Consider the following 23,439-nt stretch of genomic DNA (forward strand, 5'->3'; position numbering starts at 1 on the left):
GCTCATGGTGTTGCTCCGTGGATCGTGGGTGAGCGGGATGTGTTCAGGATGTCGAGCGCGGTGACCGCTTCGGCGACACGTTCGGCGAAGCCGGCGTCAGCCGCGAGGCGTGGATCCAACGTGGCGAGGAGGGCGCGCCGCGTGGATACGTCGAGTTCGGCCACCACGGCCGGGTCGATGCCCTCGGGCGTCGGGGCTGTGCCGGCTCGAACGCCGAGCATCCACGCGGCGATCGCGGCGGCGCACCCGGGCGCCTCACGGCCGGCCGCGCGTTCGCCCAGCGCGACCGGCACGATACGCAGGCGCGCCTTGGTGGTCGAGTCCTGAGCGATCTGCGCGAGGCGGTGCTCTATGCGCGGATTGCGGAAGCGTTCGACGAGTGCGCCCCGGTAGTCGGCGAGGTCGAACCCTGGCAGCTGTCGCGCGTCGTCATCCCAGAGCCCCTCGACGAGAACCTTGCACACCGGGTCGTCGATCGCCTCACTCACGACGGTGTGGCCGCGAGTCTGACCGAACGTTGCGAGCACGGTGTGGGCGCCGTTCAGCATCCAGAGCTTTCGGTTCTCCCACGGGGTGATCTCGTCGACGAACGTGGCGCCCGCGAATTCCCAAACAGGGCGGCCGGAAGGGAAGTCGCCCTCCAGCACCCAGTCGGAGAACGGCTCGGTGACGACCGGCGCGGCGTCGAGCCATCCGGTGGCCTCGAGGACGGCGTGCGACTCGGCTTCGGCGTCGATCGCCGGCGTGATGCGATCGATCGAGGTCGAGACGACTGAGACCGACGCCCTCAACCAGGCGGGGAGGTCGGGCGATGTTCGCTCGGCGAGGTCGGCCAGCGCGCGTCGCAGGAGCCCACCGTTGTCGGGGAGGTTGTCGCAGGGCACGAGCGCGATCGGGCCTCCGCCGGCGCGACGCCTGGCATCGAGCGCCAGCAGAACCCGACCGAGCGCGGTCGCAGGCCGGGCGGCGTCCGTCGCACAGCCAGGCGCGTCGCCCGTGAGCGCGCTTCGAAGCAGGTCAACATCGGAAGCCACGGCCGCATCCTCGAGGTCCGGAGTGCCGTCGGCGGCGAGCCGGTAGCCGGCCTCGGTGATCGTGAGCGTCAGGATCGCGACCTTTGGGTCGGCGACGGCCGCGACGAACGCGGGCACGTCGTCGCCCGCTTCGACGCGCACGATCGACGGGATGAGCTCGACTCGGTCGCCATCGGCGGTCCGCTCGACGAGGGTGAACAGGCCATCCTGCGGGGTGAGCCGGTCGGCCAGGTCTCGGCTGCGACCGGTGAACGCGACGATCCCCCAGTCGTCGGCATCGGCCGCGTGAGCGGTGTACCAGGCCTGGTGCGCGCGGTGGAAGGCGCCGAGACCGAGGTGCACGATCCGCGCCGGCGGAGTCGGGAGCCCAGCCGCGGCGCGCGACAGGCGGACATCGGTTGTGGCGGTCACAGCTTGAAGACCTCTCGGGGAATGGCGTCGACCAGGTCGTCGATGATGCGCTCCGCGGCATCCATTCGCACTCTGCCCTCGACGACGAGCCGCGCGAGGAACCCGGCGTCGACGCGGCGGGCCGTGTCGTGCCGGGCCGGGATCGACAGGAACGCGCGCGTGTCGTCGATGAAGCCGCTCGACCGGTAGAAGCCGGCGGTCTCGGTCACGGCGGACCGATGGCGGGCGATCGCGTCAGGCGCGTCGAGGAACCACCACGGTGCGCCGAGGTACACGCTCGGGTAGAACCCCGCGAGCGGCGCGAGTTCGCGCGAGTAGGTGGTCTCGTCGACCGCGAACAGCACGAGGTGGAAGTCGCGCTCGAGGCCGTATCGCTCGAGCAGCGGACGGATGCCGCGGGTGAACTCGGTCGCGACAGGGATGTCGTGTCCGGTGTCGGGCCCGAACCCGGCGTGCGTGGCCGTGGAGTGGTTGCGCAGCACCCCCGGGTGGATCGTCATGACGAGCCCGTCATCGACGCTCATGCGCGCCATCTGCACGAGCATGTGCCCACGGAACGCCCGCCGCTCCCCCGCATCCGCCGTGCCGGCGAGCGCGGCCTGGAAGAGTCGCTCCCCCTCACCCGGGTCGAGGTCGACCGTGAGCAACTCCTCGACGCCATTGTCGGTCGAGACCGCGCCATGCCGGATGAAGTGCGCGCGACGATCCTCGAGCGCGTCAAGGTATCCGGCGAAGTCAGCGGGCCGGCCGGTCGCGGCGAGCAGTCGCTCGACGTTGCCCGTGAATCCGATCGTGTCGGGATCGAGGTACCGGTCCGGTCGGAAGGTGGGCACCACTCGCCCGGGAAGGTCCGATGCAGCAAGCAAAGCATGTTCGGACAAGTCATCGAGCGGATCGTCGGTGGTCGCGAGGAACTCGATGCCGAACCGCTTGAAGAGCGCGCGCGGCCGGAACTCCGGACGTACGAGGGCGGCGGCGATCTCCTCGTAGATCGTGTCCGCGGTTTCGGTCCCGAGCGGTGTCCTGATGCCGAAGACCCCGTCGAGTTCCTCCTCGATCCAGTACCCCGACGCGGTGCCCGCGAACCGGTGCCAGTGCGCCGCGAGCGTTCGCCACACCGTGCGCGCATCTCGCCCGGCCGCCTCGTCCACGACCAGTTCGGCGAGGTCGACCCCGGCGGCGTGCAGGAGGCGGGTCACGTAGTGGTCCCCAGTGACCAGCAGCGCCACCGGGTCGCTGTACGGCTCGTCGCGCAGGAGCAGCGACGGCGCAACGTGCCCGTGCGGCGAGATGATGGGGCTGTCCGCCACTCTCGCGTGAAGGTCGAGGGCAATCGACCTGGTCGAGGGGTCGGCCGGCAGCAGCCGTGCGGGATCTCGGAGCGGCATGGTCACTTCGCGATGAGGTTGAGCTGGGCGTTCAATGCGGCGACGTGCTCGAGCGACACGCCACCGGCCTGCTTGATGAGCTTCTCGACGCTCATCCGGTCGACGATGGCCTGCATGGCCGGCGGAATCTCCACGCCCTGGCCGACCTCGCCGCGGCTGGTCGCGACGGCTTCCATCACCGAGGCGATGACGCGGGCGCCAGCTTCGGACTGCTTGATGTCGCCGAGCGAGTCGCGAACCGAGAAGAACCCGGCGGGACTCGGCAGCTCGGCCTCGTCGAACCAGTTGGCGATGGTCGTCGTGGGCATCACGCTTGCAGCGGAGACCTTGTCGACCTTGCGCAGCGTGATCGTGTCGGTCGATGCACCCGAGCGAGCGGTGACCTCATGCTCGCCGGTCAGTGGCACCTGGAAGCGGAAGACCCGGCGACCCGAGGCCGCACCGATCTCGACGCCGTCGACCGACAGCACGACCCGGTCCTGGTTCGAGTACACGATCACCTCGGTGACATCTTCTGCCCGTTCGGCGCGTCGGCGGCCTGCGATGTGCACGAACGGTTCGCTCGACCATGCGGCCTTGTACACGTAGAACGCGTCCTTCTTCTGCGACCGGTCGAACGAGACGAGGCCCTTCTGGTTGCGGCCCGCAACGCCCCCCTCGTCACGTCCGGCGGATCCGAAGTCCGCAAGGTTCCACACGTGCGTGGCCCAGAGCCACGGCCGCGCCTCGATCATGCCGACCATGTGCTCGTGGTAGAGCGCCTGGTAGCTCTCGGTGTAGTCGCCCTTCTCGGGAGCGGCGGACTGGAACTGCGCGTTCGCGTCGGCCCCGTACTCGGCGAGCCCGATCGCGATCTCGGGGTTCGCGGCGTGGAAGTCGTCGAGCCAAGAGTCGTTGTCGGCGACCTCGCCGACGTACCAGCCGAAGTAGAGGTTGTACGACATGACGTCGGGCAGCCCGACCAATGGGTGGTCGGTCTCGAGGAGGAAGAGGTTCGCCATCGCGGTCAGGCGGGTCGGGTCGAGCTCATGGGCGAGGTCGTTCAGTTCCCGGTGGGCGGCAACCACGTTCTCGCCCGATCCGGCGAGGGTGATCTCGTTCGACAGGCCCCACGAGACGATGCTCGCGTGGTGGCGGTTCTGCACGATCAGTTCGACGAGCTGATCGCGGGCGTTGTCGCTCGCTCCGGGGAGAAACACCGTGATCTGCGGGATCTCGGCCCACACCACGAGGCCCGCTTCGTCGCAGAGGTCGTAGAAGCGCTGGTCGTGCTGGTAGTGCGCGAGCCGCACGGTCGTGGCACCGAGCTCCCGGATCAGCGCGAGGTCGCCCTGCTTGATCTCCTCGGTGATCGCGTTGCCGACGCCCTCGAAGTCCTGATGGCGCGACACTCCGCGAAGCGGGTACACCTCGCCGTTCAGCAGGAATCCGCGCTGCGGGTCGACCGCGAACTCGCGGCAGCCGAAGCGCAGTTCGACGACGTCGAGCACCACGTCGTCGGCGAGGAGTTCGGCTCGGGCCGTGTACAGGTGCGGGTCGCGCAGGCCGTGCCAACGGCGCACGTGCTCGATCGTAAGCGACGCGTTCGCGGCACCATCGAGGATCGGCACGGTGACGGCCGCTTCGCCGTCGACGAGGAAGCGCACGCCGGTCGCCGACACGCCGGAAGTCGGGGCAACGGCCGCGCTGAGCGCGACCTCGGCGCGGTCGCCGTCGAGACTCGGGGTCACGATCAGGCCAGGGCCGCCGTGGCCTTCGAGTTCAAAGTGTTCGCGGCCGACGGTGATCTGGCGCACGTTGCGGTAGATGCCGCCGTAGAAGGTGAAGTCGGCCTGCTGCGGGTAGACCCGCTCGTTCTTCGCGTTGTCCACGATGACGACGAGCGTGCCAGATCCGTCCGTGAGTTGGTCGGTCAGGTTCACGCGGAAGGTCGAGTAGCCGCCGTCGTGGCTCGCGAGGAGACGGCCGTCGAGGTACACCTCGGCCGACGAGTTCACGCCCGCGAACTCGATCCAGGTCTCGACGTCGGACGCCTCTGCCTCGATCACGCGTGCGTACGTCGAGCGGCCACGGCGGTAGTCGCCGCCCGCCTGCCCGTCGATCGCATTCCAGGTGTGCGGAAGCACGACTTGCTCCCCTCCCGCGGCGACCACGTCCCAGCTCGATCCTGCGGGCAGTTCGACGGGTGCGTATGCCCAGCCCTCGGGGATCGACGTTGCCCGGCGGGCGACAGGGACAGCAGGCTGCGTCATGGGAGTCTCCTTCGACGTGAATGCGCCGGCGCGCGCCGGCTGGGCTCCACCACGATACGAACGATCAGCGGGCTCGTGATAGAACTGATCACGCACGATCAGAACTGAATCGGCAATTTCTTGCCGATCACACGAACCGAGGCAGTTCCATGACGACGACGTCGGACGCAGATACGCAGAACGCACTCGAGCCAATCGCCGCCGCTATGGCGGAGGTCCTGAGCTGCCCGATAGTGCTCACGACCGACATCGCACCGGCACTCGACGCATTCGAGTCGGCACACTGCCTCAACCCTCGCATCCAGCCCGCCTTCACCGCGTCGGTGCTCCGAGGATTCGTGCGCGACATGGACATGCAGGTCGTTCACGAGATCCGTGAGCCGCTCGGCATGGCGATCGCGCTCGTTCGGTGGGGCGATCGCCTCCTCATCATCGGCCCGTACACGCATGAACCCATGCATCCGGGTGTCGCAGAAGAGGCCATGAGCCGGTTGGGGGTTCCCAGTGCCCACCTCCAGATCTACAAGCTCTACCGCACCCGATACCCGATCGTCGATGCAGAGTACGTCTACCGCGGAGCCGCGAGCCTGCTCCGCGCCGGCGGCGCCGAGGACGCACTCGGCAGCCTTCGCGAGATCGAGGCCGAAGGGGGGACGATCGCCCCCGGAGTTCGGGAGGCCCCGCAGTCCGCCGCATTCACCGTGATCGAGGAGCGGTACCGACTCGAACGGGAATTCATGGATGCGGTCGCGGAGGGCTCTTCCGATCGAGCCCTCGCAGCCCTGCAACGCATGGGACGGATGCCGCAGACCATCAGCTACCTGAACACGCCCTTCCTCGGCACGACCATCCTGCGCATCATGGCCCGGGTCGCGGCACAGCGCGGCGGACTGCCACCGGTGACCGTCGACGCGATCTCCCAGGAGTATGCGCAGCGCCTGCACCGCATCGGCCATTCCTCCGACCCCAAGCGTTCTGCAGCGTTCACCGCGCAGATGGTCACGGACTTCTGCCGGCACGTCCGACGTCACAACCAACGCGAGTACCCGCCAGTGGTGCGTCGGGTCGCCGACGAGATCGACCTGCATCTCAGCAGCCAAGTCTCGACGACGGAGCTCGCGGACCGGCTAGGGGTGTCCGCGTCCACGCTCGCTCGCCGCTTCAAGGCCGCGACCGGCCTGACCATCGTCGCGTACACCGCCCAGCAACGGGCTGAACGCGCGGCCCGCTTGCTCGCCACGACGACGCAGAGCGTGCGCGATATCGCGCTTTTCGTCGGCTACGACGACGCCAACTACTTCGTGAAGGTGTTCCGAGAGACGCACGGCATGACGCCGACCGCCTATCGCGAGGCTCACACGGCCTGACCCGCACGAAGGCCGCGGATCGCATTGGATCCGCGGCCCTCCATTGTCGGCGCTTCGTCAGGTGAGCACTGACTCGCCCTCTACCTCCGCGGCCTGCAGGGTGGCCTTGCGCGCGCCGACGCGCTTCTGCACCTCGACCATCTCGGCACGGTCGAGCTTGTAGCCGCGCATGGCAATGAGCGAGGCCACCCAGCCGAGGATCGGCAAGCCGAAGAACAACGCCAGGCTCATCAGCAGAATCGGCGTCGACGGGCTATCGGTGGGCTGCGGCATCACCGTCGTGAAGCCAATGAGTGCCACTGCGCCGAGCGCAAGCGTCGCACCGAGCGACGTGATGACCTGGTCGACGAAGTTGTACGTCGCGGTGACTGTCGCGGGCAGGAACTTGCCTGAGCGCTCCAGCTCATAGTCGATGACGTCGGCCCGCATGGCGCCCTGAGCGACGGTGACCACCATGGAAGCGCCGTTGAGGAGCAGGTAGACGAGGAAGAAGCCGATCGTGAGTGCCAGGTTGCCGAGGATGGACCCCATGTCGACGACGAGGCAGAACACGGTCAGGATCACGGCGAGGATCAGGCAGATCCACGTCCAGGTGATAGTCGCGGCCTTCGACCCGTGCTTGCCGGTGTACCGGGCGCCCCAGATGGCGAAGACGATGCCGGGGAGGATCGCGATGAGACCGAGCACGGAACCGAGCTGCATGTTGCCGAGCAGGATGCCCCACATGAGCGTGCCGATCACGGCCTGCGACTTCACGACCTGCGCGAGCTTGTCGGAGGCACCACTGATCAAGTAGCGCTGGAAGGGCCCGTTCTTCGTGAGCAGGTTCCACATGTCGCGCATCGAGACGTCAGCCTTGGCCTTGTCGACGTCGAGGTGCGCGAAGTTCTCCGGCTTGTCGATGCGCGAGACGCCGACGCAGGCGAGGATCTGGAACGCCAGCGAGCAGGCCACGTAGGCGATCGCCGTCTCGCTCAACATCTCGACCGTGAACTGGTTGCCGTGACGCGGAAGGAACACCACGGTCGAGAGGATCGAGAAGACTGCGGGCACGAAGTACGCGTAGACCGTGGACCACACCTGCACGGTCGGACGCTGTCGGGGGTCGTTGGTGAGCACCGGGCCGGTCATCTGCCCGGCGATGTCGTTCATCGACGAACCGATGATGTAGACGACGTACATCGCAATGAAGAACACGGCGCCCAGACCGCTGTCGGAGGCCCAGACGAACAGCATCAGGATCGCGAGCGACCTGATCAGCCATCCACCGAGCATGAAGAAGCGCAGCTTGCCGAACCGGAAGTTCACCTTCTCGATGAGCAGCGCGATCAGCGGGTCGATCAGGCCGTCGAACACGCGGGTGAACGTGAGGATCAGGCCTGCCGCGGCGACCGCGATGCCGTAGCCGGCGTTCTGCAGGTAGCTCATGAGGCCGACGAGGACGTAGAAGATCATCGCCGAGCCGTTGTTCATCTGGGAGAGGGCGATCTCCCACGTCTTGGCGCGGCGGTAGGTCACGCCGTCCGCCTCGCTTGCCGTCTGCTTCGGGTTACGCGCCATTGCGTTTTCGCTCCTTCGGGAATTCCGCTCGTGCGACGAACGGGTTGTTCCATCGGTCGCTTCACTGAGCCGAGAGCAACACTAAGAATGCGGCGCGTGCCGGTGATAGAACCGTGTCGACGGATCTAGTACGAATTCGGCACCCGCCTTCGAATCCGTCAGGCCTCGAGGAGGTCGCCCATCTGCTTGGCGATGAGGGTCGTCGCGAACCGCGGGTTCAGACGCGAAAGCCGGTCCATCGCCGCGGCATCCGAACCGATCGTCGCGCGGAACCGTCCCTTCTCGATGGCGGCGACGATGACGCGTCCTGCTTCGACCGGGCTCGTCGTCTTGAACGTCGCTGTCTCGGCGGACGTGTCACCGGCGAGGCTGACGCCCGAGTTCGCTGCGATGTCCGTGCCGATCGCCCCTGGGAACACCACGGTCACCTGCACGTTCGTCCCGAGGAGTTCGGCGTAGAGCGCCTCCGTCAGGAGCTTCACCGCCGCCTTCGACGCTCCGTAGACGGCTTGACCGGGCACCGGCGCGTACGACCCCATGCTCGCCACGTTGAGGATCGCCGCCTCGGGGCGCGAGAGGAGTATGGGAAGGAACGTCTTGCACATGTTCATGACCCCGCCGAAGTTGACGTTCATCACCTTGTCGATCTCGGAGAACGGCAGGTCGACGACCTTCACGAACTGCTGGATGACTCCCGCGATGTTCACGATGCCGTCGACCGCGCCGTGCGCGTTCTCGACAGCATCGGGCAGCGCCGCGACCGCTTCACGGTCGGTGATGTTGACGACATGCCCCGAGAACCGATCGCCGGCCGAAGCGAGCCGAGCGGTCTCGGTGAGACCGTCGGCATTGAGATCGACGCCGGCGACGGAAGCTCCGCCGCTGAGGAGCCTGAGGGTGGTCTCCCGTCCGATGCCGTTGCCGGCGCCGGTGACGACGAAGACCTTGTTGGTGGTGTCCATGTGAGATTCCTGCCTGGTCGGGGTGGGGGTTGCCGGTCGAGCCGAATCGCGGGGCCTCGCGTGACGCCGGATCCGGTGACGCCGGTCGAAACGAATGAACTGCTCGAGGGAGGTTCGGCGACGAACTCGTCGATCAGGACGGGAGCAGTCGCCGGAGTACGTCGGCGCTCACCTCCGCGCTGCGCAGCGGCGACCCGTCGATCCAGTTCTTGTGGGTCTCGAGGATCACCGCTTCCATCTGCAGCGCGATGGCTCGCTCGATGATGGGGTCCACGGCCAAGTTGCCGGTGCCGAGTTCGACGCTGTCCGCTTTGACGATGGGCGTCATCGTCGGGCCGGTCACGCGCGAGCCGCGGTCGGTGAGGTGGAGGAGACGAACCCGTTCGCCGAACGTGTCGAGCAGCAGCAGCGGATCCGCTCCCGCAGTGGCCGCCCAATAGCAGTCGAGCTCCAATCCGATCGCCTCGGCATCCGTCTGCTCGAGCAGCGCCGCGAAAGCGGTGCCGCCTGAGGGCAGCCGCCGGAACTCCGCGGTGTGGTTGTGGTAGAGCAGGCGGAGGCCGTCGTTTGCGAAGGCGTGGCCGGCGACGGTGAGCCGTTGCGCCAGCCGGGCGACCGCCTCCTCGTCGCCGTAGTCGAAGCGGTGCATTCCGGTGACCACGACGTTGCGCGTGCCGAACTCGGCGCACCGCGCCACGACCTCCGCCCGTGCGGACTCGATCGTCCCGAGGTCTTCGTGGAGGGCGACCACCGAGAGGCCCGCGTCGGCGACGAGGCGCGGCCAGTCGAGCCGCCCGCCGCCGCCGACCGGCATTCCGGCGACTCGCGTCAGGGCCCGGACGATCAGTGGGGTCGGCCGGGTCATGAATCCGTTGAGTTCGATGCCTTCGAATCCGGCCGCGACCAGGCGCGCGAGGGTCTCGCGCGCCTGGTCTTCTGTGGACGAGATCCGGCCGATCTGGATCTGCTGGATCGCCCGCAGCGGCCGCCGAGTGGATGACGGCACGCGTCAGACCGTCTCACCGGCGTCGGCGAGGAGCGTGCTGCCGGTCATGATCATCGAGAGGTCGCTCGCGGCGAAGAGTACGACGCGCGCGATGTCGTCGGGGGTGCCCATGCGGCCGATCATGCTCGTCTTCATCACGTCGAGGGTCGGCATCTCGATGCCGGCCGCGGCCGCCGCCTCGGCGCCGGCCTTCGCCGCCGCGATGTTGCCCTCGGTGGGTACGAAGCTCGGCGCTACGCCGAGCACGCGAATGCCGAGCGGGGCGAGGTCGACCGCGAGCGACTTGGTCATGCCGAGCGCGGCGTGCTTCGACCCGACATAGGCGGCCATGCCGGGGAACGCCACCTGCACGCCCGCGGTCGAGATGATGTTGACGATGACGCCGCCCGATCGGTCGGCCGACATGCGGCGTGCGGCCTCGCGCGAACCGAGGAACACACCGCGCGCGTTGACGGCGAAGGTCGCGTCCCACATCTCGTCGGGCATCACGGTCACCGGCGCGTTCGGGAAGATCCCGGCGTTGTTCACCCAGATGTCGATGCCGCCGAGTTCGGCGACGGCCACGTCGGCGGCCGCCGCGACCGAAGCCGTATCGGCGACGTCGGCGCGCGTGGCAGCCACGCGAACGCCGTACCGGTCGGCGAGCTCCACGGCGGCGGACTGCGCCGCATCCTCGTCGAGGTCGATCAGCAGGAGGTCGGCCCCGGCCTCGGCCAGTCGCGCCGCGATGGCCTTGCCGAGGCCCTGCGCCGCGCCGGTCACGACGGCCCGGCGGCCGGTGAGCGAGAGCAGCTCGGTGAGCGAACGGGCCGAGACGTCGGCGAACGGGAAGCTCATGCTGCAGCCTCCGCCGAGTCCAGCCCATTGCGCTTCGCGACCTCGCCGAGCCAGGCGAGGCTCGGTTTCGGTGTGCGCACGAAGGTTTCGCGGTCGACCGCGATGAGGCCGAAGGTGGGCTCCCAGTGGCCCCACTCGAAGTTGTCGAGGAGTGACCAGTGCAGGTAGCCGCGCACGTCGACGCCGTCGGCGATGGTGCCCGCGAGGCCCCGCAGCGCCTCTTCCGTGTAGCGGATGCGCTGCGCGTCGTCGGCGGTGGCGATGCCGTTCTCGGTGACGACGACGGGCGTATTCTCGCTGACCTCCCACGCGTGACGCACGGCCATCGCGAGGGAGTCGGGACGGAAGGAAGTGCCGACGAGGGTGTTATCGGGGTGCGGCGGGTGCGGCACGAGGCCGTTCGCGTCGACCTGCTGGCTCGAGTACGCCTGCACGCCGACGAAGTCGTCGCCGCGGCTGCCCTCCCAGTACACGTCCTCCTTGCCGTACCGGATCTGCAGCAGCTTCTCCTCGCCGCCGGGCGCTGCCGTGAGGGCGCCTGCCGCGATCGTCCAGCCGACCTTCGCACCGGTGCGCTCGCGCACGATCGCGCGGGCGGCGTGGTGGATCCGCGTGAACATGCGCCCGATCTCGGGGTCGGCGTAGGTCAGGAACTCACTGTGCGTCTGCTTCTTCTCCGCATCGCCCTCGGCCTCGACCGTGGGGCTCGTCCACTCCCCGCCGGATGCTGAGAGGTGCCGCATCGCGGTCATGATGGCCGCCTGCATGTTGGGCTCGTTCATGGTCGCGACCCATTCGACGCCGTCGAGGATGGTGCACGCCTGCTCGACGTACGCGCAGAACAGCGCTTCGGCGTCGGGGCCGTCCCAGCCGCCGAGCGCGGCGAACCACTGCGGCGTCGTGAAGTGCTGCAGGGTGACGACTGGTGCGACGCCGTGGTCGAGGCAGTAGTCGATCATGCGACGGTAGTGGGCGAGTTCAGCCCTCGAGAAGTGACCGCGCACCGGCTCGATCCGCGACCACTCGAGGCTGAAGCGGTAGGACGTGAGGCCCGAGTCCGCGAGCAGTCGGATGTCCTCGCGGTAGCGGTGGTAGCTGTCCACAGCATCGCCCGAGAGCTCCATGCCCGGCATCATCTGCTCGCGCGCCCACCAGTCGCTGTTCACGTTGTTGCCCTCGATCTGGTGACCCGCGGTCGCGGCGCCCCAGAGGAATCCATCGGGGAAGGTCGTCATGAGTTGGTTCCTCTCGTTCGTTGAATCGTCGATTTCGAAAGATGGATGCGGCGTGCGGAGGCTGCCGCGGGGGTCATGCCTTCGCGGTCGACGCGCGGGCGGGGAGCGTGGCGGTCGTCTCGAACCGGCCCGCCCCGATCCGGTGCTCGGTGCCGTCGGGCAGCACGACGTGGGCGGTGGTGCCCGACGGGATCTCGGCCGACAGCGACATCCGCTCGCCCTCGATGCGCCAGTCGACCGCGATCGTGCCCTGCGGCCCCTCGTGACGCCCGCGTGCCCAGGTGACGCCGCCCCCTGGAACGGGCGCGATCACGACGCGCTCCCAGCCGATCGAACCGGCCTCCTGCCGCAGCCCGAGCGTGTGCGTGTGCAGGAACCGCATCGCCGCACCCTTGCTGTAGTGATTGAGCGACTCGTGGGCGTCGCCGTGCTCGTCGATGCCCTCCCAGTCCTCCCAGACCGTGGTCGCGCCGCGGTCGAGCATGTACCGCCATGATGGGGCGGTGCGCTGCTGGAGGAGTTCGTACGCGACGTCCGCGCGGCCGTGGTCGGCGAGCACCTGCAGCAGGTCGCCCGTCGCGAGGAATCCGGTGCCGACATGGGTGCCGGCGTCGCGGATCAGCTCGACGAGCCGGTCGACCGCGCGGTCGCGGAGCTCCTCGGGAATCAGCCCGAACGCGAGGGCCCGCACATAGGCGGCCTGGGTGTCGGTCGTCGTCGTGCCGTCGGCGCTCAGGTAGGCCTGTCGCCAGGCATCGGCGATGCGGTCGGCGGTCGCCGCGTAGCGGGTGGCATCCTCGACGCGGCCGAGGATGCGCGAGACGGCGGCGAGGGTCGCCGTCGAGCGGTGCAGGTACGCGGTGCCGACCTCACCCTTGTCGGCCATGAACCAGGCCATCGGGTTGTGCTTGATCGGGTCGATCCGGTTCCCCTCGGCGTCGCGCTGCCTCGGCTCGGTCCATTCGCCCCAGTGGAAGGTGCCGTCCCAGAGGTACTGCTCGAATGGCTCTGGCTCATCCGAGGCCTGCACGCGGGCGAAGTGCCGGGTGGTCCGCGCCTGCTCGAGCACCCACTCGACCCAGCGCACCATCGCGTCGACGTTCTCGGCGAGCACCTGCTCGTCGCCGTACGAGAGGTAGAGCTCCCATGGCACGGCGACGATCGCGTCGCCCCAGCCCGACGAACCGGTCATCATGGCGAACTGGTCATCGAGGTGATGCTTGATGCGGCGCCCGTCGGGCGAGAAGTTCGCGACGCGGCCGTCGTCGAGCTGGTCGTCGCGCACCGAGCGCAGCCACTTGCGGCTGAAGCCATGCACGTCGAACAGGCGTGTGGCCATGGGCGCGAACACTTGATAGTCGCCGGTCCATGCGAGCCGCTCACGGGTCGGGCAGTCGGTCGGCACGTCGACGGCGTTGCCTCGGAAGCTCCAGTCGACGATCTCGTGCAACCGGTTCAGCTCGTCGTCGCTGCACGCGAAAGTGCCGGTGCGCGCGAGGTCGGTCTGCACGACGCACATCTCCAGGGATGCCGCAGCGAGAGCGCTGCCGTCCGAGCGGGTGATGCGTGCGTAGCGGAACCCGTGCACCGTATGGCGGGGCTCGAAGACGCTGCCCTGCTCCCCCGCGACGACTTCGTCGCGCTGCACGAAGGCCTTGCGCCCACCATCGGGCCGTTCGGAATCGAGGTGCGCGGTGTCCAGGTCGCCGTCGCGGCCCAGCGCCTCGCCGTATTCGAGCACGGTGCGGGTGCCCGGCGCGCCCAGGTCGGTCAGCCGGATCCATCCGGACGCGTTCTGCCCGAAGTCCGCGAGCCAGACACCGTCGGCGATCGCGCGCAGCGACTCGGGTGCGCGCGTCTCGACGACCCGCACCGGCGGGGCCGGCGACCAGTCGATCGGCGGCGCTTCGACGACATCGACCAGCACGCGTGCCTCGGCGGCGGACGGCGCGGACAGGTCGAGCGTCTGGCCGTCCATGAGGTCGGCACGGGTGATCGCCGATCGCCGGCTGGTCCAGGAGGCGTCGCTCACGACGACCTGCCGCGACCCGTCGGTGAACTCGACGTGCAGCTCGACCCGGGCGCCCAGCGTCGTGCCCCACCCGGAGGGCAGCCGGAACGCGCCAACTTGCCCGCGGTACCAGCCGTCGGAGAGCTCGAGCGCGATCGTGTTCGCCCCGTCGCGGAGGAGCCGGGTGACGTCCGCCGCCTGCGCATAGAGGGTGCGGTCGTAGGAAGTCGACCCTGGTGCGAGCTCGATCGTGCCGACGCGGTCGCCGTTCACGTCCGCCGTGTACACGCCGAGCGCGGTCGTGTAGAGGCGGGCCGACGAGACGGCGCCGGCGATCGTGAATCCGCCCGCGAGTACATGGGCCGCGCGCCGCCCGTAGCCGGCGTCGCCGTCGGCGCCCACGGCGGGTTCGACGGGAGAGATCCAGTGTGCGGTCCAGTCCTCGTCGAGGAGGCCCGACTCGAACCCCGCCCACTCCGACCACGCAGCATCCGGTGCATCGGCGCGGACGCGCCACCGGACACGCCGTGCGCTGCCGAGCGCCGTGAACGGCCAGGCCGTCAAGCGGCGACCGGCGACCTCCGCGACGATCGGCGGTGCTCCGTCGATCACCGCTTCCACCCGGTAGGCGTCGCGGGGGTCGCGGTCGACCGGGTCCTTCCAGGAGAGGCGGGGGGCGGCGCCGGTGACAGGGAATTCGTCACCGCCGCGGTCGACGACGAGGTCGTACGGGGCACTGGGCATGCGGGTTCGCTTCCGTTGGGATGCCGGTTCGGAATGTCGAGCTCGGCTCAACGGACCGACTTGACCTTGAACATGATGACGAGACCGCCGATGAGCGCGAACGCGGCGCCGAGCAGGTAGAGCAGGGTGTAGTTCTTCTCACCGCCGGTCGCGCCGAACGTGATCACGACACCGGCCAGCAGCGGCGCGATGGCACTCGGGATCTTCTGGGCGAACTGGATGACCGCCATGTAGCGGCCGGCCTGGTCGCGCTCGGGGATGGTCGCGTAGACGATCGCCTGGTCGACTGTCGCGAACACCGCGATCGTCAACTGCATGAGCACGGCGCCGACGACGATCTGCGCGAGCGACCACGCCGTAGCCTCGACGAGCGCGCCGACGACGAAGAGCACGGCGGCGATCATCACGAAGAGGCGGCGACGCTGGAGCCTGTCTGAGAGGAATCCGCCTGCGAGCGCGCCGCCCGTGGCGGCGAGCACTCCGACCATGCCGACCGTCGCGACCACGCCGGCCACCTCGCGGACCGGCATGTCGAGACGCTGTGCGTAGAAGAATGTGCCGAACGTGGTGTTGAAGTAGAGGCCGATGAAGAAGACGAAGCGGCCCAGCCAGTTCCACGCGAAGTCGGGGTACTTGCGGATGTTGAACCCGTAGCTCGCGACGACCGACCTCACGGTGACCTGCGTCGACGGCGCGAGGTCCTTCGAACTGCCCTCGGGCTTGATGAGCGGGAACAGTACGAGCAGCACCGCGCCGATCGCGCCGGGCAGCAAGAAGACGAGGAACGTGTTCGAGGACACCGCGTAGGCGACGCCGATGCCGAGCACCGGAGCGATCTGCGTCATGAGGCCGGTGAGCGCAGAGACCTTGCCGCGCTGCCTCTCGGGCAGCTTGTCGGCCTGGATGTTCTGCAGGGCGGCGCCGGCGATCGACCAACCGACCATGCCGAGCACCCAGCCGGCGCCGACGATCGGCAGGTTCGGAGCAAGACCGATGACGACGAGGCCAGCCAGGCCGATCGCCGCGCCGAGGTAGATGAACGGGCTCCGACGCCCGAAGCGCGACCGGGTGTGGTCGCTCCAGATGCCGACGAGCGGGCTGAGTACCAGATAGACGGCCTGCGCGATCCCGGTGATGAATCCGAGCACCTCTTCGTGACCGGGTGCGAGCTCGGTGATGCGGACGGCGATGCCGTACGAGAGCGGCACCATCATCGCCATGGATGCGCCGAAGCTCGCAAGCATCAGCCAGAGGATGTACCCCCGGCTCATCGGCTGCTGCGGCTCTGCCACGAGATGCTCGACCGGCGGCGCGGTCTCCTCGTCGGACACGGCGAGGCCGGCGGCAAGGTCCGCGGCCGGCTCGTTCTTCGTCACCATTGACTCCTTCATCGGCGGTGATCCGACCACGCGATCGTACGCGGGTCGTGCTGAGGGATTGCGCAAAAGTAACCATGTTGGTTACGTGTGGCCAAGAGTAACCACCGCGGTTACTATTGGCAAGTCGGCTTCGAACACGGGTCTGCGAGACTCGAGAGATGGGTGAACAGGGTGAAGGCATGCACGATTCCACCTCGCTGATGACGGCGTACACGCAGGGGGCCGGCACGCGCGTCGCCGACGACCACGCATCGGGATCATCCCCCGCGAGCCCGGCCCGAACTCGTCGGGGTCCCTATGCGAGCACGCCGGCGCGTCGCGCCAAGATCGTGCGCGCCGCGCTGGCGAGCTTCGCCGAGCACGGCTACGAACGCGCGTCACTTCGCGACATCGCCGCGCGCGCCGAACTGACGCATGCCGCACTCCTGCGCCACTTCTCCAGCAAGGACGAACTCCTCCTGGCCGCACTCGCGCAGCGCGATGACGACGATGAAGAGATGGCGCGCCGCATCATGCAGTCGCGCGTGCCGGCCGAGCAGGTGCTCTCGAGCGTGCTCGCCGACGAGTTCTCGCACCCCGAGCACCAGCGCAACTGGCTCGCCGTCACGGTCGCGGCGACGAACCCGGATCACCCCGCGCACGACTTCTTCATCGCGCGACGCGAACGCTTGCGCCAGCACTTCTCGAGCGGCCGTCTCGCCACCGCTCATGACGGCGAAGAGGTCACCGCCGACGACAGGATCACCATGCTGCTGGCCATGATCGACGGCCTGCGCATCCAGGCGCTGCTCGACCCGAGTCGAGCGACCCTCCCGCTCCTGGAGACGTTCATGCGCACCATCATTACCGACGACGACGCACGCGACTGACGAAGTCGTCTCGCAGAACGAGGGGAAGCCGCACGGGCAGCCCATCGAGGCACAGCACCCACTCGAGGGCACGCGGCGCCGATCGCCGGAACCGGCTCCGAGCCCGTCCCTCGAATCCACTGTCGCAGAAGAAGCGTGACGTCTCCCATCGACCCACTATCCCGCCGGTTGGTACAGGCGATCCTGCTCGTGCTGGGACACGTGCCTCGCCCTCACCGAGGAGACGAAGGACCCGCGTCGCCTGCCCGGCCGCGATCCTCACGAAGGTCATCCTGCTGATCGCCTACGTCGGCATCAGCGTCGTCGCGATGACGTGCTCCGCGCGGGGCCGGGTTACCGAATGCCCGGCTGATATCCAGGAGTGTCAAGCGCCATGCGGGTTCCCTGTACCGACTGTTTCGAGCCAGCGCGTGATCTTGAGGATCCCCTGCTCGAAGTCTCCGCTCAGAGGATCGTTGAGGAATCCATGCGACGAGCCGGGAACGACTGTCTCCGTCACGCAGACGCCGAACGCTCGGAGTTGTTCCGCGAAGCGCCGGCCCGACGCGCGCAGGCTGTCACGCTCGGCATCCAGGATCAGCGTGGCGGGGAGCCCTGCTGGGTCGCCGGCTCCTGGAAACACCTTCGGGTCGGCGAGGAGGCTCCGCGAACCCGCGTAGTTCAGCGTCATGCGCTCCACCCACTCCCCGGCCTGCGCGCCGGACGGGGACAGCGGATGATCGGGCTCGGCCTCAGTGGGTACCGGCAGGCTCGCATGGAACACCCCGTAGGCGAGAACCAGCCCCAAGGGAGGCACGCTGCCTTCGTCGCTGAGCCGCGCGGCGACGCTCGCGGCGATGCAGGCTCCGGCGCTTGCGCCGCCCAAGAACGCCGCACCTTGCTGCGCGAGGTCGAGGAAGGCGGCCGTCACATCGTCCTGCGCGGCGGGATAGCGCCCCGGCGCAGGCCCCAGGTCGAGCGGTCCGTGCTCCGGCCACGGCGGAGCCAGCCGATACTCCACCGTCCGGACCAGCCGCCCGCCGGCGGCGAGCCGACGGGCGACGGCATCGGACTCGGGCATGTCGATGCTGCCGCCGGCGAAACCGCCCCCGTGCACCCAGAGCAACGCGGCGCCCTGCGGGTGCTCGGGTATGTAGTCACGAACGGGCGTCCGTGAGTCCGCGAGCTGTCGGTCGTGCACCACGAACCTCACCGAGACTCCATTCCTACGCCCCGATCGGGAAGTGCGCCTCATGATGAGCGTCGAGCACCTCACGGTATGCCGCACCCGACTGCTTCACCGTGCGCTGCTGTGTTCCGTAGTCGACGCCGACGATGCCGAAGCGTTTGCCATAACCCTCCGCCCATTCGAAGTTGTCCATGAGCGACCAGGCGAAGTACCCCCGTAGCGGCATCCCAGCATCGGTGCACCGGGCCGCCGCCGCAAGATGGTCCAGGAGGTAGGCGACCCGGGACGGATCGACGATCGATCCGTCGGCGGCCGGCTCGTCGGCCCATGCGGATCCGTTCTCCGTGATGTAGATCGCCTTCGGGGCGTAGCGTTCGTGCGTCTGGGCGACGATGTCGGTGAGCCCCTTCGGGTACACCTCCCAGTCCATGGCCGTGTAGGTGCCATCGGGTCGAGTTTCCCGAGCACGAGTCACTGGGACGGAATCGTCACCCACCACCACGGCTCGCGAGTAGTAGTTGATGCCGACGAAGTCGATCGGTTCGGCGATCGTCTCGAGGTCGCCCGCTTCGACGGGGATCTTCTCGCGGAAGAGGTCCTCCGTGAGCGGGTGGTACTCGCCGTGCGTGATCGGGTGCAGGAAGAGCCAGTTGCGGTAGAGGTCGTTCCGCTCGGCTGCCGCGATGTCCTCGGGCGCGGGAGTCGCCGGCTCGGTCGGACTCATGCTGAGCGCGATCCCGACCTCTCGTTCGGTGGGGAGCGTGGCGCGGAGCGCCTGCACGCCGAGGCCGTGCGCCAGCAGCGAGTGGTGCATCGCGCGGACGGCGCTGTCCTCGGACGTCAGGCCCGGGGCGTGGACACCGGCGAGATGCCCGAGGAAGACGTACACCCACGGCTCGTTGAGCGTCATCCAGTGCTGTACCCGGTCGCCGAGCCGCTCCGCGACGTGCGTGGCGAACTCCGCGAATCGGTGTGCTGTGGAGCGATCGGTCCACCCTCCGACGGTTTGCTGCCACTGCGGCAGGTCCCAGTGATAGAGCGTGACGAACGGATCGATTCCGCCCGCCAGCAGTTCGTCCACGAGTCGGTCGTAGAAGTCGAGTCCGGACCGGTTCACGATGCCGTACGGCGAGGGAACGACGCGGGGCCACGCGATCGAGAAGCGGTACGCGCCGAGGCCGAGGTCGCGCATGAGTGCGACGTCGTCGCGCCACCGCCGGAAGTGGTCGTCGGCGACATCGAGCGTGTCGCCGCCCGCGACGGCGCCCGGCACGCGGGCGAACGTGTCCCAGATGCTGGGAGTGCGGCCCCCTGCGGAGACGGCGCCTTCGATCTGGGGCGCGGCGGTCGCCGCACCCCAGACGAAGTCGGCAGGGAAGCGCCCGCCGAGATCACGGGCGCGTGCCGTCAGCACGGCGGGGAGATCAGGGATGCCGCTCATCCGGCGTGTCCCTGAACGAAGCGGGACGTGCTCGAGCCCTGCAACTCGGCATCGGGGATCAACGCCGGGATCGTCGGATCATCTGGGAGCTCGATGACCTCGGACAGACGGATGTCGCGCGAGGACGCCCCGACTTCGACGCGGAACTCGCCCCCTTCCCTGCGCCAGAGCCCGAGGCGGCCGTCGCCGCGCTCGGCGACCGAGTCCCAGTACGCGAAGTCGCGGCTCTCGAGCTCGAACACGACGCGGGTGGACTCCCCCGGCGCGAGTCGGACCTTCTCGAACCCCCGCAGCTCGCGGACGGGACGGTACACCTCGGCGTCGGGGTCACCGACGTAGAGCTGCACGATCTCGTCGCCGGCGACAGGCCCGTCGTTCGCGATCGTGACCGACGCGAGAACGAGTCCGGCCGCGGCATCCGCGATCTCGACCGAGAGGTCGGAGTACTCGAACGAGGTGTACGACAGTCCGTGACCGAATGGGTATCGCACCGACCGGTTCAGAGCGTCGTACCAGCGATACCCGATGAACACTCCCTCGCCGTAGAGCACGGTGCCACGTTCGCCGAGCCAGTTCGGCTGGCCGGGTGTGTCCTCGAGGGCGACCGGGAAGGTCTCGGAGATCTTGCCGGCCGGGTTGACGCGTCCGAAGAGGACGTCGGCGACGGCGCCGCCGAGTGCTTGCCCCGTGAGCCATGACTCGACGACCGCATCGACGCGGTCGTGCCACGGGTCCATCGTGACGGCCGTGCCGTTGGAGAGGACGACCACGAGCGATGCGCCGGTGCGCTCCCGGAGGTCGGCGAGGCGACCGATGAGGGCGACCTGGTCTTGCGGTAGGGCGAGAGTGTCGCGATCGTTGGCCTCCTGCTCGAAGGCGAGCGGCAGGCCGCCGAAGACGACGATCGTCTCGGCGGCTTCGGCAGCGGCGACGGCCTCGTCGATGAGCCGCGCTGCGGTCGTTGAGACCGGGCCGTTCACGGCGTGCTGCACGGCCTCGGCGAGCTGGAGTTCTCGTGCGAGGGTCGCCGAGCGGCGTGCGACGGTCGGGCGCTCCTCGACGAACTCGACCTCGTGCGCGGCGAGGGTGGCGATGTTGTCGTCCTGGTACGCGTTCTTGGGCAGGTAGACGTAGCCGGGCGCGTAGACGACCCGTTCCCCGGCGATCGCGCGGATGGCGTCGAGCGGCGCGTCGACTCGGGTGGGATCCACGCCCGACGAGCCACCGCCCTGGATGCGGGCGTGCTCGGCGAAGGCGCCGACGACCGCGACCGTGCCGGTGGCGTCTTCGGCCAGTGGCAGGGCAGCAGCGCCGTGGGGTGCGGGTTCGTTGCGCAGCAGGGTGATGCACGCTGCGGCGGCTTCACGCGCGAGCGCATGGTGCTCGTCCGCGCGCAAAAGCTCCAGTTGCGCGGGAGTGAGGCGGTCACCGGCCTTATGACCAAGACGCATTACGGGGCCGTCGACGAGGTCGGCACCCGGGTAGGCGCGCGCCACGAGACGCAACACTCGACGGGCGGCTTCGTCGACCACCGACTCGTCGAGCTCACCGGCGCGCACCGCTGCGACGACGTCGGCATCAGTGCGGCCCTCCGTGCCCGGCATCTCGAGGTCGAGCCCCGCGCGGACGGCGGCGACGCGGTCGTGCACGGCGTTCCAGTCCGAAACCACTGCGCCTTCGTAGCCCCAGTCCTCACGCAGCACCTCGGTCAGCAGCCAACGGTTCTCCGAGGCGTGCACACCCCGCAGGCGGTTGTACGAGCACATGACCGTCCATGGGTCCGCTTTGAGAACCACCCGCTCGAATGCGGCCAGGTAGGTCTCGCGAAGCGTCCGCTCGTCGGCGACGACCGAGATGCGGGTACGCTCGATCTCCTGGTTGTTCGCCGCGAAGTGCTTGAGCGACGTGCCGACGCCGGTCGACTGGACTCCCACGACGTACGCCGCACCGAGCTCGCCCGAGTGCATCGGGTCCTCCGAGAAGTACTCGAAGTTCCGGCCGCAGAGCGGTGAACGCTTCATGTTGACCCCCGGGCCGAGCACCACCTGGACGCCTTGCGCCCGCGCCTCCTCGCCGATCGCGGCTCCGACGCGGCGCATCAGGTCGCGGTCCCACGACGCGCCCATCGCCGACGCGGTCGGGAAGCCCGTCGCCGGTACCCACACCATGTCGACACCGGTCTCCTTGCGCAGTCCGTGGGGGCCGTCACCGACCTCGATCGGCGGCACCGGGTCGGTCAGCCCCGGGCGGTCGATCGGCTGTGTGAACCAGTCATCGCGCCCCGAGAGCAGCGACGCCTTCTCCTCGAGCGTGAGCTCTGACAGTGCGGTGTCGACGTCGAACGGCGGGAGGGTCATGTTTCTGCTTTCTGGTGGAGGTCGTGTTGGCACGGGCGCGAGCCCGACGTGGGCCCGCGCCCGGATGCTCAGGCCAGCGGGGGCAGGGCGTCCTTCTGGAGTTCGAGGAACTCATCGAGCATTGCGACTGCGCGGTTATGGTTGTCGACGATCGGGTCGAGGAGGATCGCCTGCAGCAGCTTCGCCTTGGACTGCTCGACGTAGGCCTCGACGAGCAGCTTGTGGATCGATCCCTGGAGGCGCACCATCGCGAAGATGCCCTCGGGGAGAGCCTCCATCGGCAGGGGCACCAGGGTGCCGTTCTCAGCCCGCGCGGGCACCTCGACCACCATGTCGTCGGGGAGACCCGGGATCGCCCCTCGGTTCGGGATGTTCACCGCCGGGAGCGGTCGCTCGACGCCGCAGGCGACCCACTCGATGATGGGGATCGCGAGCTCTTCCGAGGCTTCGAGCGGCTGGTCTTCGAGCGCGCCGCTCGGGCGCGGAGCATGGAACGGACGGTCGGTGTCGGCGAGCCCGATGTGGTAATGCCACTCGGGCGTCGATGCGCCTTCACGCCAGGGCGAACCATCGCCGGGGTCGTTGAAGTACTGCAGCTGCGCGGGCACGTAGTCGTCGGCCCACGAGATGTACTCGCCGATGTGGTTCGCGCTCGGCGACGGCCACAGGCCGAAACGGCGGAAGAGAATGCGGGAGAGCCCGATCTCGTGCCAGTCCGACACCCAGTTCGCCTCGTGCTCGAGCTCGCGCAGTCGCGGGTAGAGATCTTCGCCCGTGACCTTGTCGCGGACCGCCTGGAACCACGTGAAATGGTTGATGCCGGCGGCGGGCAGCTCGAGCTGATCGCTCGGAATGTCGAGCAGCGCCGAGATCTGCCGTACGCCGTAGAAGTAGCCGTGGCAGAGCCCGACCACCTTCACCGAGGTGAGCCGCGAGATCGCCTCGCAGACCTTGTGCTCCGGGTTCGAGAAGTTGAGGAACATCGCGTCGGGGGCATGTGCCTCGATCGCACGTGCGATCTCGAGCAGCGGGCCGAACTGGCGAAGGGCGTGGAAGAGGCCGCCGGGGCCGCCGTTCTCGCCATACACCTGCTTGAAGCCGTACTTGCGCGGAATCGTGAAGTCCTGCGACCAGTAGTGGTAGCGGTCGACCTCGATCGCGGTGACCACGAAAGCGGCCCCGGCTACGGCGTCGTTCAGGTCGGTGGTCGCCGAGACGGTGGCGGCATGGTCGAGCCGCTCGATGAGCTGTCGGGTGTACGTCTCCATCTCCGCGAGCGGCTCGGCGGCGATGTCCATCAGCACGATCTCGAGGCCCTTTTCGGCGATGGGCTCGCTCAAGAGGAGGTCGCGGACGATCTTTCCGGCGAACTCGCGGCTGCCTGCTCCGATCAAGGTGACTTTCATGTGCGCGAACGC

At 68.6% G+C, this 23,439-nt stretch carries 16 protein-coding genes; 2 read left to right on the forward strand and 14 right to left on the reverse strand.

What is annotated here, in order from left to right; translation table 11 throughout:
• Positions 1-2: 2 nt before the first annotated feature.
• From ACFWGP_RS04455 to ACFWGP_RS04465, 3 genes are read right to left on the reverse strand one after another with little or no spacing between them, the layout of a single operon-like run.
• Positions 3-1,445, reverse strand: coding sequence for a mannitol dehydrogenase family protein (locus tag ACFWGP_RS04455; protein WP_376930201.1), 1,443 nt, complete (start codon positions 1,443-1,445; stop codon positions 3-5).
• Positions 1,442-2,833 carry a glucuronate isomerase gene (gene uxaC / locus ACFWGP_RS04460; RefSeq protein WP_275505784.1) on the reverse strand — a complete coding sequence of 464 codons (1,392 nt, stop codon included), beginning with the start codon at positions 2,831-2,833 and terminating at the stop codon, positions 1,442-1,444. The genes ACFWGP_RS04455 and uxaC overlap by 4 nt, the downstream gene beginning before the upstream one ends.
• Before the next feature lie 2 nt (positions 2,834-2,835).
• Positions 2,836-5,085 (reverse strand): glycoside hydrolase family 2 protein, encoded by a 2,250-nt coding sequence (locus tag ACFWGP_RS04465; protein ID WP_376930202.1) that lies wholly within the window; start codon positions 5,083-5,085, stop codon positions 2,836-2,838.
• Between the two features lie 149 nt (positions 5,086-5,234).
• Between ACFWGP_RS04465 and ACFWGP_RS04470 the strand changes: the two genes are divergently transcribed.
• The gene (locus ACFWGP_RS04470) at positions 5,235-6,452 is read left to right on the forward strand and encodes a helix-turn-helix transcriptional regulator (RefSeq protein ID WP_376930203.1); all 1,218 of its coding nucleotides are present in this window, start codon (positions 5,235-5,237) and stop codon (positions 6,450-6,452) included.
• Between the two features lie 57 nt (positions 6,453-6,509).
• Here the strand turns inward: ACFWGP_RS04470 and ACFWGP_RS04475 are convergent, their stop codons facing one another.
• The 7 genes from ACFWGP_RS04475 to ACFWGP_RS04505 form a co-directional block, all read right to left on the reverse strand.
• Positions 6,510-8,012 (reverse strand): MFS transporter, encoded by a 1,503-nt coding sequence (locus ACFWGP_RS04475; protein WP_376930204.1) that lies wholly within the window; start codon positions 8,010-8,012, stop codon positions 6,510-6,512.
• Positions 8,013-8,170: 158 nt separating this feature from the next.
• Entirely contained in the window at positions 8,171-8,974 is an 804-nt protein-coding gene (locus ACFWGP_RS04480) for an SDR family oxidoreductase (RefSeq protein ID WP_275505780.1), read from the reverse strand.
• 133 nt (positions 8,975-9,107) lie between these two features.
• Complete coding sequence (locus ACFWGP_RS04485) at positions 9,108-9,980, reverse strand: sugar phosphate isomerase/epimerase family protein (protein WP_376930205.1); 873 nt, start codon at positions 9,978-9,980, stop codon at positions 9,108-9,110.
• Between the two features lie 3 nt (positions 9,981-9,983).
• Positions 9,984-10,817, reverse strand: a complete 834-nt coding sequence (locus tag ACFWGP_RS04490) for an SDR family NAD(P)-dependent oxidoreductase (protein WP_275505778.1) — start codon at positions 10,815-10,817, stop codon at positions 9,984-9,986.
• Entirely contained in the window at positions 10,814-12,052 is a 1,239-nt protein-coding gene (locus ACFWGP_RS04495; protein ID WP_275505777.1) for a glycoside hydrolase family 1 protein, read from the reverse strand. The genes ACFWGP_RS04490 and ACFWGP_RS04495 overlap by 4 nt, the downstream gene beginning before the upstream one ends.
• A 73-nt stretch (positions 12,053-12,125) precedes the next feature.
• A complete protein-coding gene (locus ACFWGP_RS04500) occupies positions 12,126-14,807 on the reverse strand; it encodes an alpha-L-rhamnosidase (protein ID WP_275505776.1) in 2,682 nt (893 codons plus the stop codon).
• Positions 14,808-14,854: 47 nt separating this feature from the next.
• A complete protein-coding gene (locus ACFWGP_RS04505; protein WP_275505775.1) occupies positions 14,855-16,186 on the reverse strand; it encodes an MFS transporter in 1,332 nt (443 codons plus the stop codon).
• A gap of 179 nt (positions 16,187-16,365) precedes the next feature.
• Between ACFWGP_RS04505 and ACFWGP_RS04510 the strand changes: the two genes are divergently transcribed.
• Positions 16,366-17,055, forward strand: coding sequence for a TetR/AcrR family transcriptional regulator (locus ACFWGP_RS04510; RefSeq protein ID WP_376930206.1), 690 nt, complete (start codon positions 16,366-16,368; stop codon positions 17,053-17,055).
• 364 nt (positions 17,056-17,419) lie between these two features.
• Here the strand turns inward: ACFWGP_RS04510 and ACFWGP_RS04515 are convergent, their stop codons facing one another.
• The 4 genes from ACFWGP_RS04515 to ACFWGP_RS04530 all read right to left on the reverse strand — a co-directional run bounded on the left by ACFWGP_RS04515 (position 17,420) and on the right by ACFWGP_RS04530 (position 23,427).
• Positions 17,420-18,247, reverse strand: a complete 828-nt coding sequence (locus ACFWGP_RS04515; RefSeq protein WP_376930207.1) for an alpha/beta hydrolase fold domain-containing protein — start codon at positions 18,245-18,247, stop codon at positions 17,420-17,422.
• A 13-nt stretch (positions 18,248-18,260) separates the two neighbouring features.
• The gene (locus ACFWGP_RS04520) at positions 18,261-19,664 is read right to left on the reverse strand and encodes a GH1 family beta-glucosidase (protein WP_275505772.1); all 1,404 of its coding nucleotides are present in this window, start codon (positions 19,662-19,664) and stop codon (positions 18,261-18,263) included.
• Entirely contained in the window at positions 19,661-22,021 is a 2,361-nt protein-coding gene (locus tag ACFWGP_RS04525; RefSeq protein WP_376930208.1) for a beta-glucosidase, read from the reverse strand. Before ACFWGP_RS04525 ends, ACFWGP_RS04520 begins: the two co-directional genes overlap by 4 nt.
• 68 nt (positions 22,022-22,089) lie before the next feature.
• Positions 22,090-23,427, reverse strand: a complete 1,338-nt coding sequence (locus tag ACFWGP_RS04530) for a hypothetical protein (RefSeq protein ID WP_275505770.1) — start codon at positions 23,425-23,427, stop codon at positions 22,090-22,092.
• Positions 23,428-23,439 lie beyond the last annotated feature (12 nt).

Source organism: Agromyces sp. NPDC127015, from assembly GCF_042725165.1.
Lineage (GTDB): Bacteria > Actinomycetota > Actinomycetes > Actinomycetales > Microbacteriaceae > Agromyces > Agromyces chromiiresistens.

Excerpts from the sequence above, each read along its gene's own strand:
- uxaC (WP_275505784.1), bottom strand. The coding sequence starts at position 2,833 with ATGCCGCTCCGAGATCCCGCACGGCTGCTGCCGGCCGACCCCTCGACC.
- ACFWGP_RS04465 (WP_376930202.1), bottom strand. The coding sequence starts at position 5,085 with ATGACGCAGCCTGCTGTCCCTGTCGCCCGCCGGGCAACGTCGATCCCC.
- ACFWGP_RS04470 (WP_376930203.1), top strand. The coding sequence starts at position 5,235 with ATGACGACGACGTCGGACGCAGATACGCAGAACGCACTCGAGCCAATC.
- ACFWGP_RS04475 (WP_376930204.1), bottom strand. The coding sequence starts at position 8,012 with ATGGCGCGTAACCCGAAGCAGACGGCAAGCGAGGCGGACGGCGTGACC.
- ACFWGP_RS04480 (WP_275505780.1), bottom strand. The coding sequence starts at position 8,974 with ATGGACACCACCAACAAGGTCTTCGTCGTCACCGGCGCCGGCAACGGC.
- ACFWGP_RS04490 (WP_275505778.1), bottom strand. The coding sequence starts at position 10,817 with ATGAGCTTCCCGTTCGCCGACGTCTCGGCCCGTTCGCTCACCGAGCTG.
- ACFWGP_RS04495 (WP_275505777.1), bottom strand. The coding sequence starts at position 12,052 with ATGACGACCTTCCCCGATGGATTCCTCTGGGGCGCCGCGACCGCGGGT.
- ACFWGP_RS04500 (WP_275505776.1), bottom strand. The coding sequence starts at position 14,807 with ATGCCCAGTGCCCCGTACGACCTCGTCGTCGACCGCGGCGGTGACGAA.
- ACFWGP_RS04505 (WP_275505775.1), bottom strand. The coding sequence starts at position 16,186 with ATGGTGACGAAGAACGAGCCGGCCGCGGACCTTGCCGCCGGCCTCGCC.
- ACFWGP_RS04510 (WP_376930206.1), top strand. The coding sequence starts at position 16,366 with ATGCACGATTCCACCTCGCTGATGACGGCGTACACGCAGGGGGCCGGC.
- ACFWGP_RS04520 (WP_275505772.1), bottom strand. The coding sequence starts at position 19,664 with ATGAGCGGCATCCCTGATCTCCCCGCCGTGCTGACGGCACGCGCCCGT.
- ACFWGP_RS04525 (WP_376930208.1), bottom strand. The coding sequence starts at position 22,021 with ATGACCCTCCCGCCGTTCGACGTCGACACCGCACTGTCAGAGCTCACG.
- ACFWGP_RS04530 (WP_275505770.1), bottom strand. The coding sequence starts at position 23,427 with ATGAAAGTCACCTTGATCGGAGCAGGCAGCCGCGAGTTCGCCGGAAAG.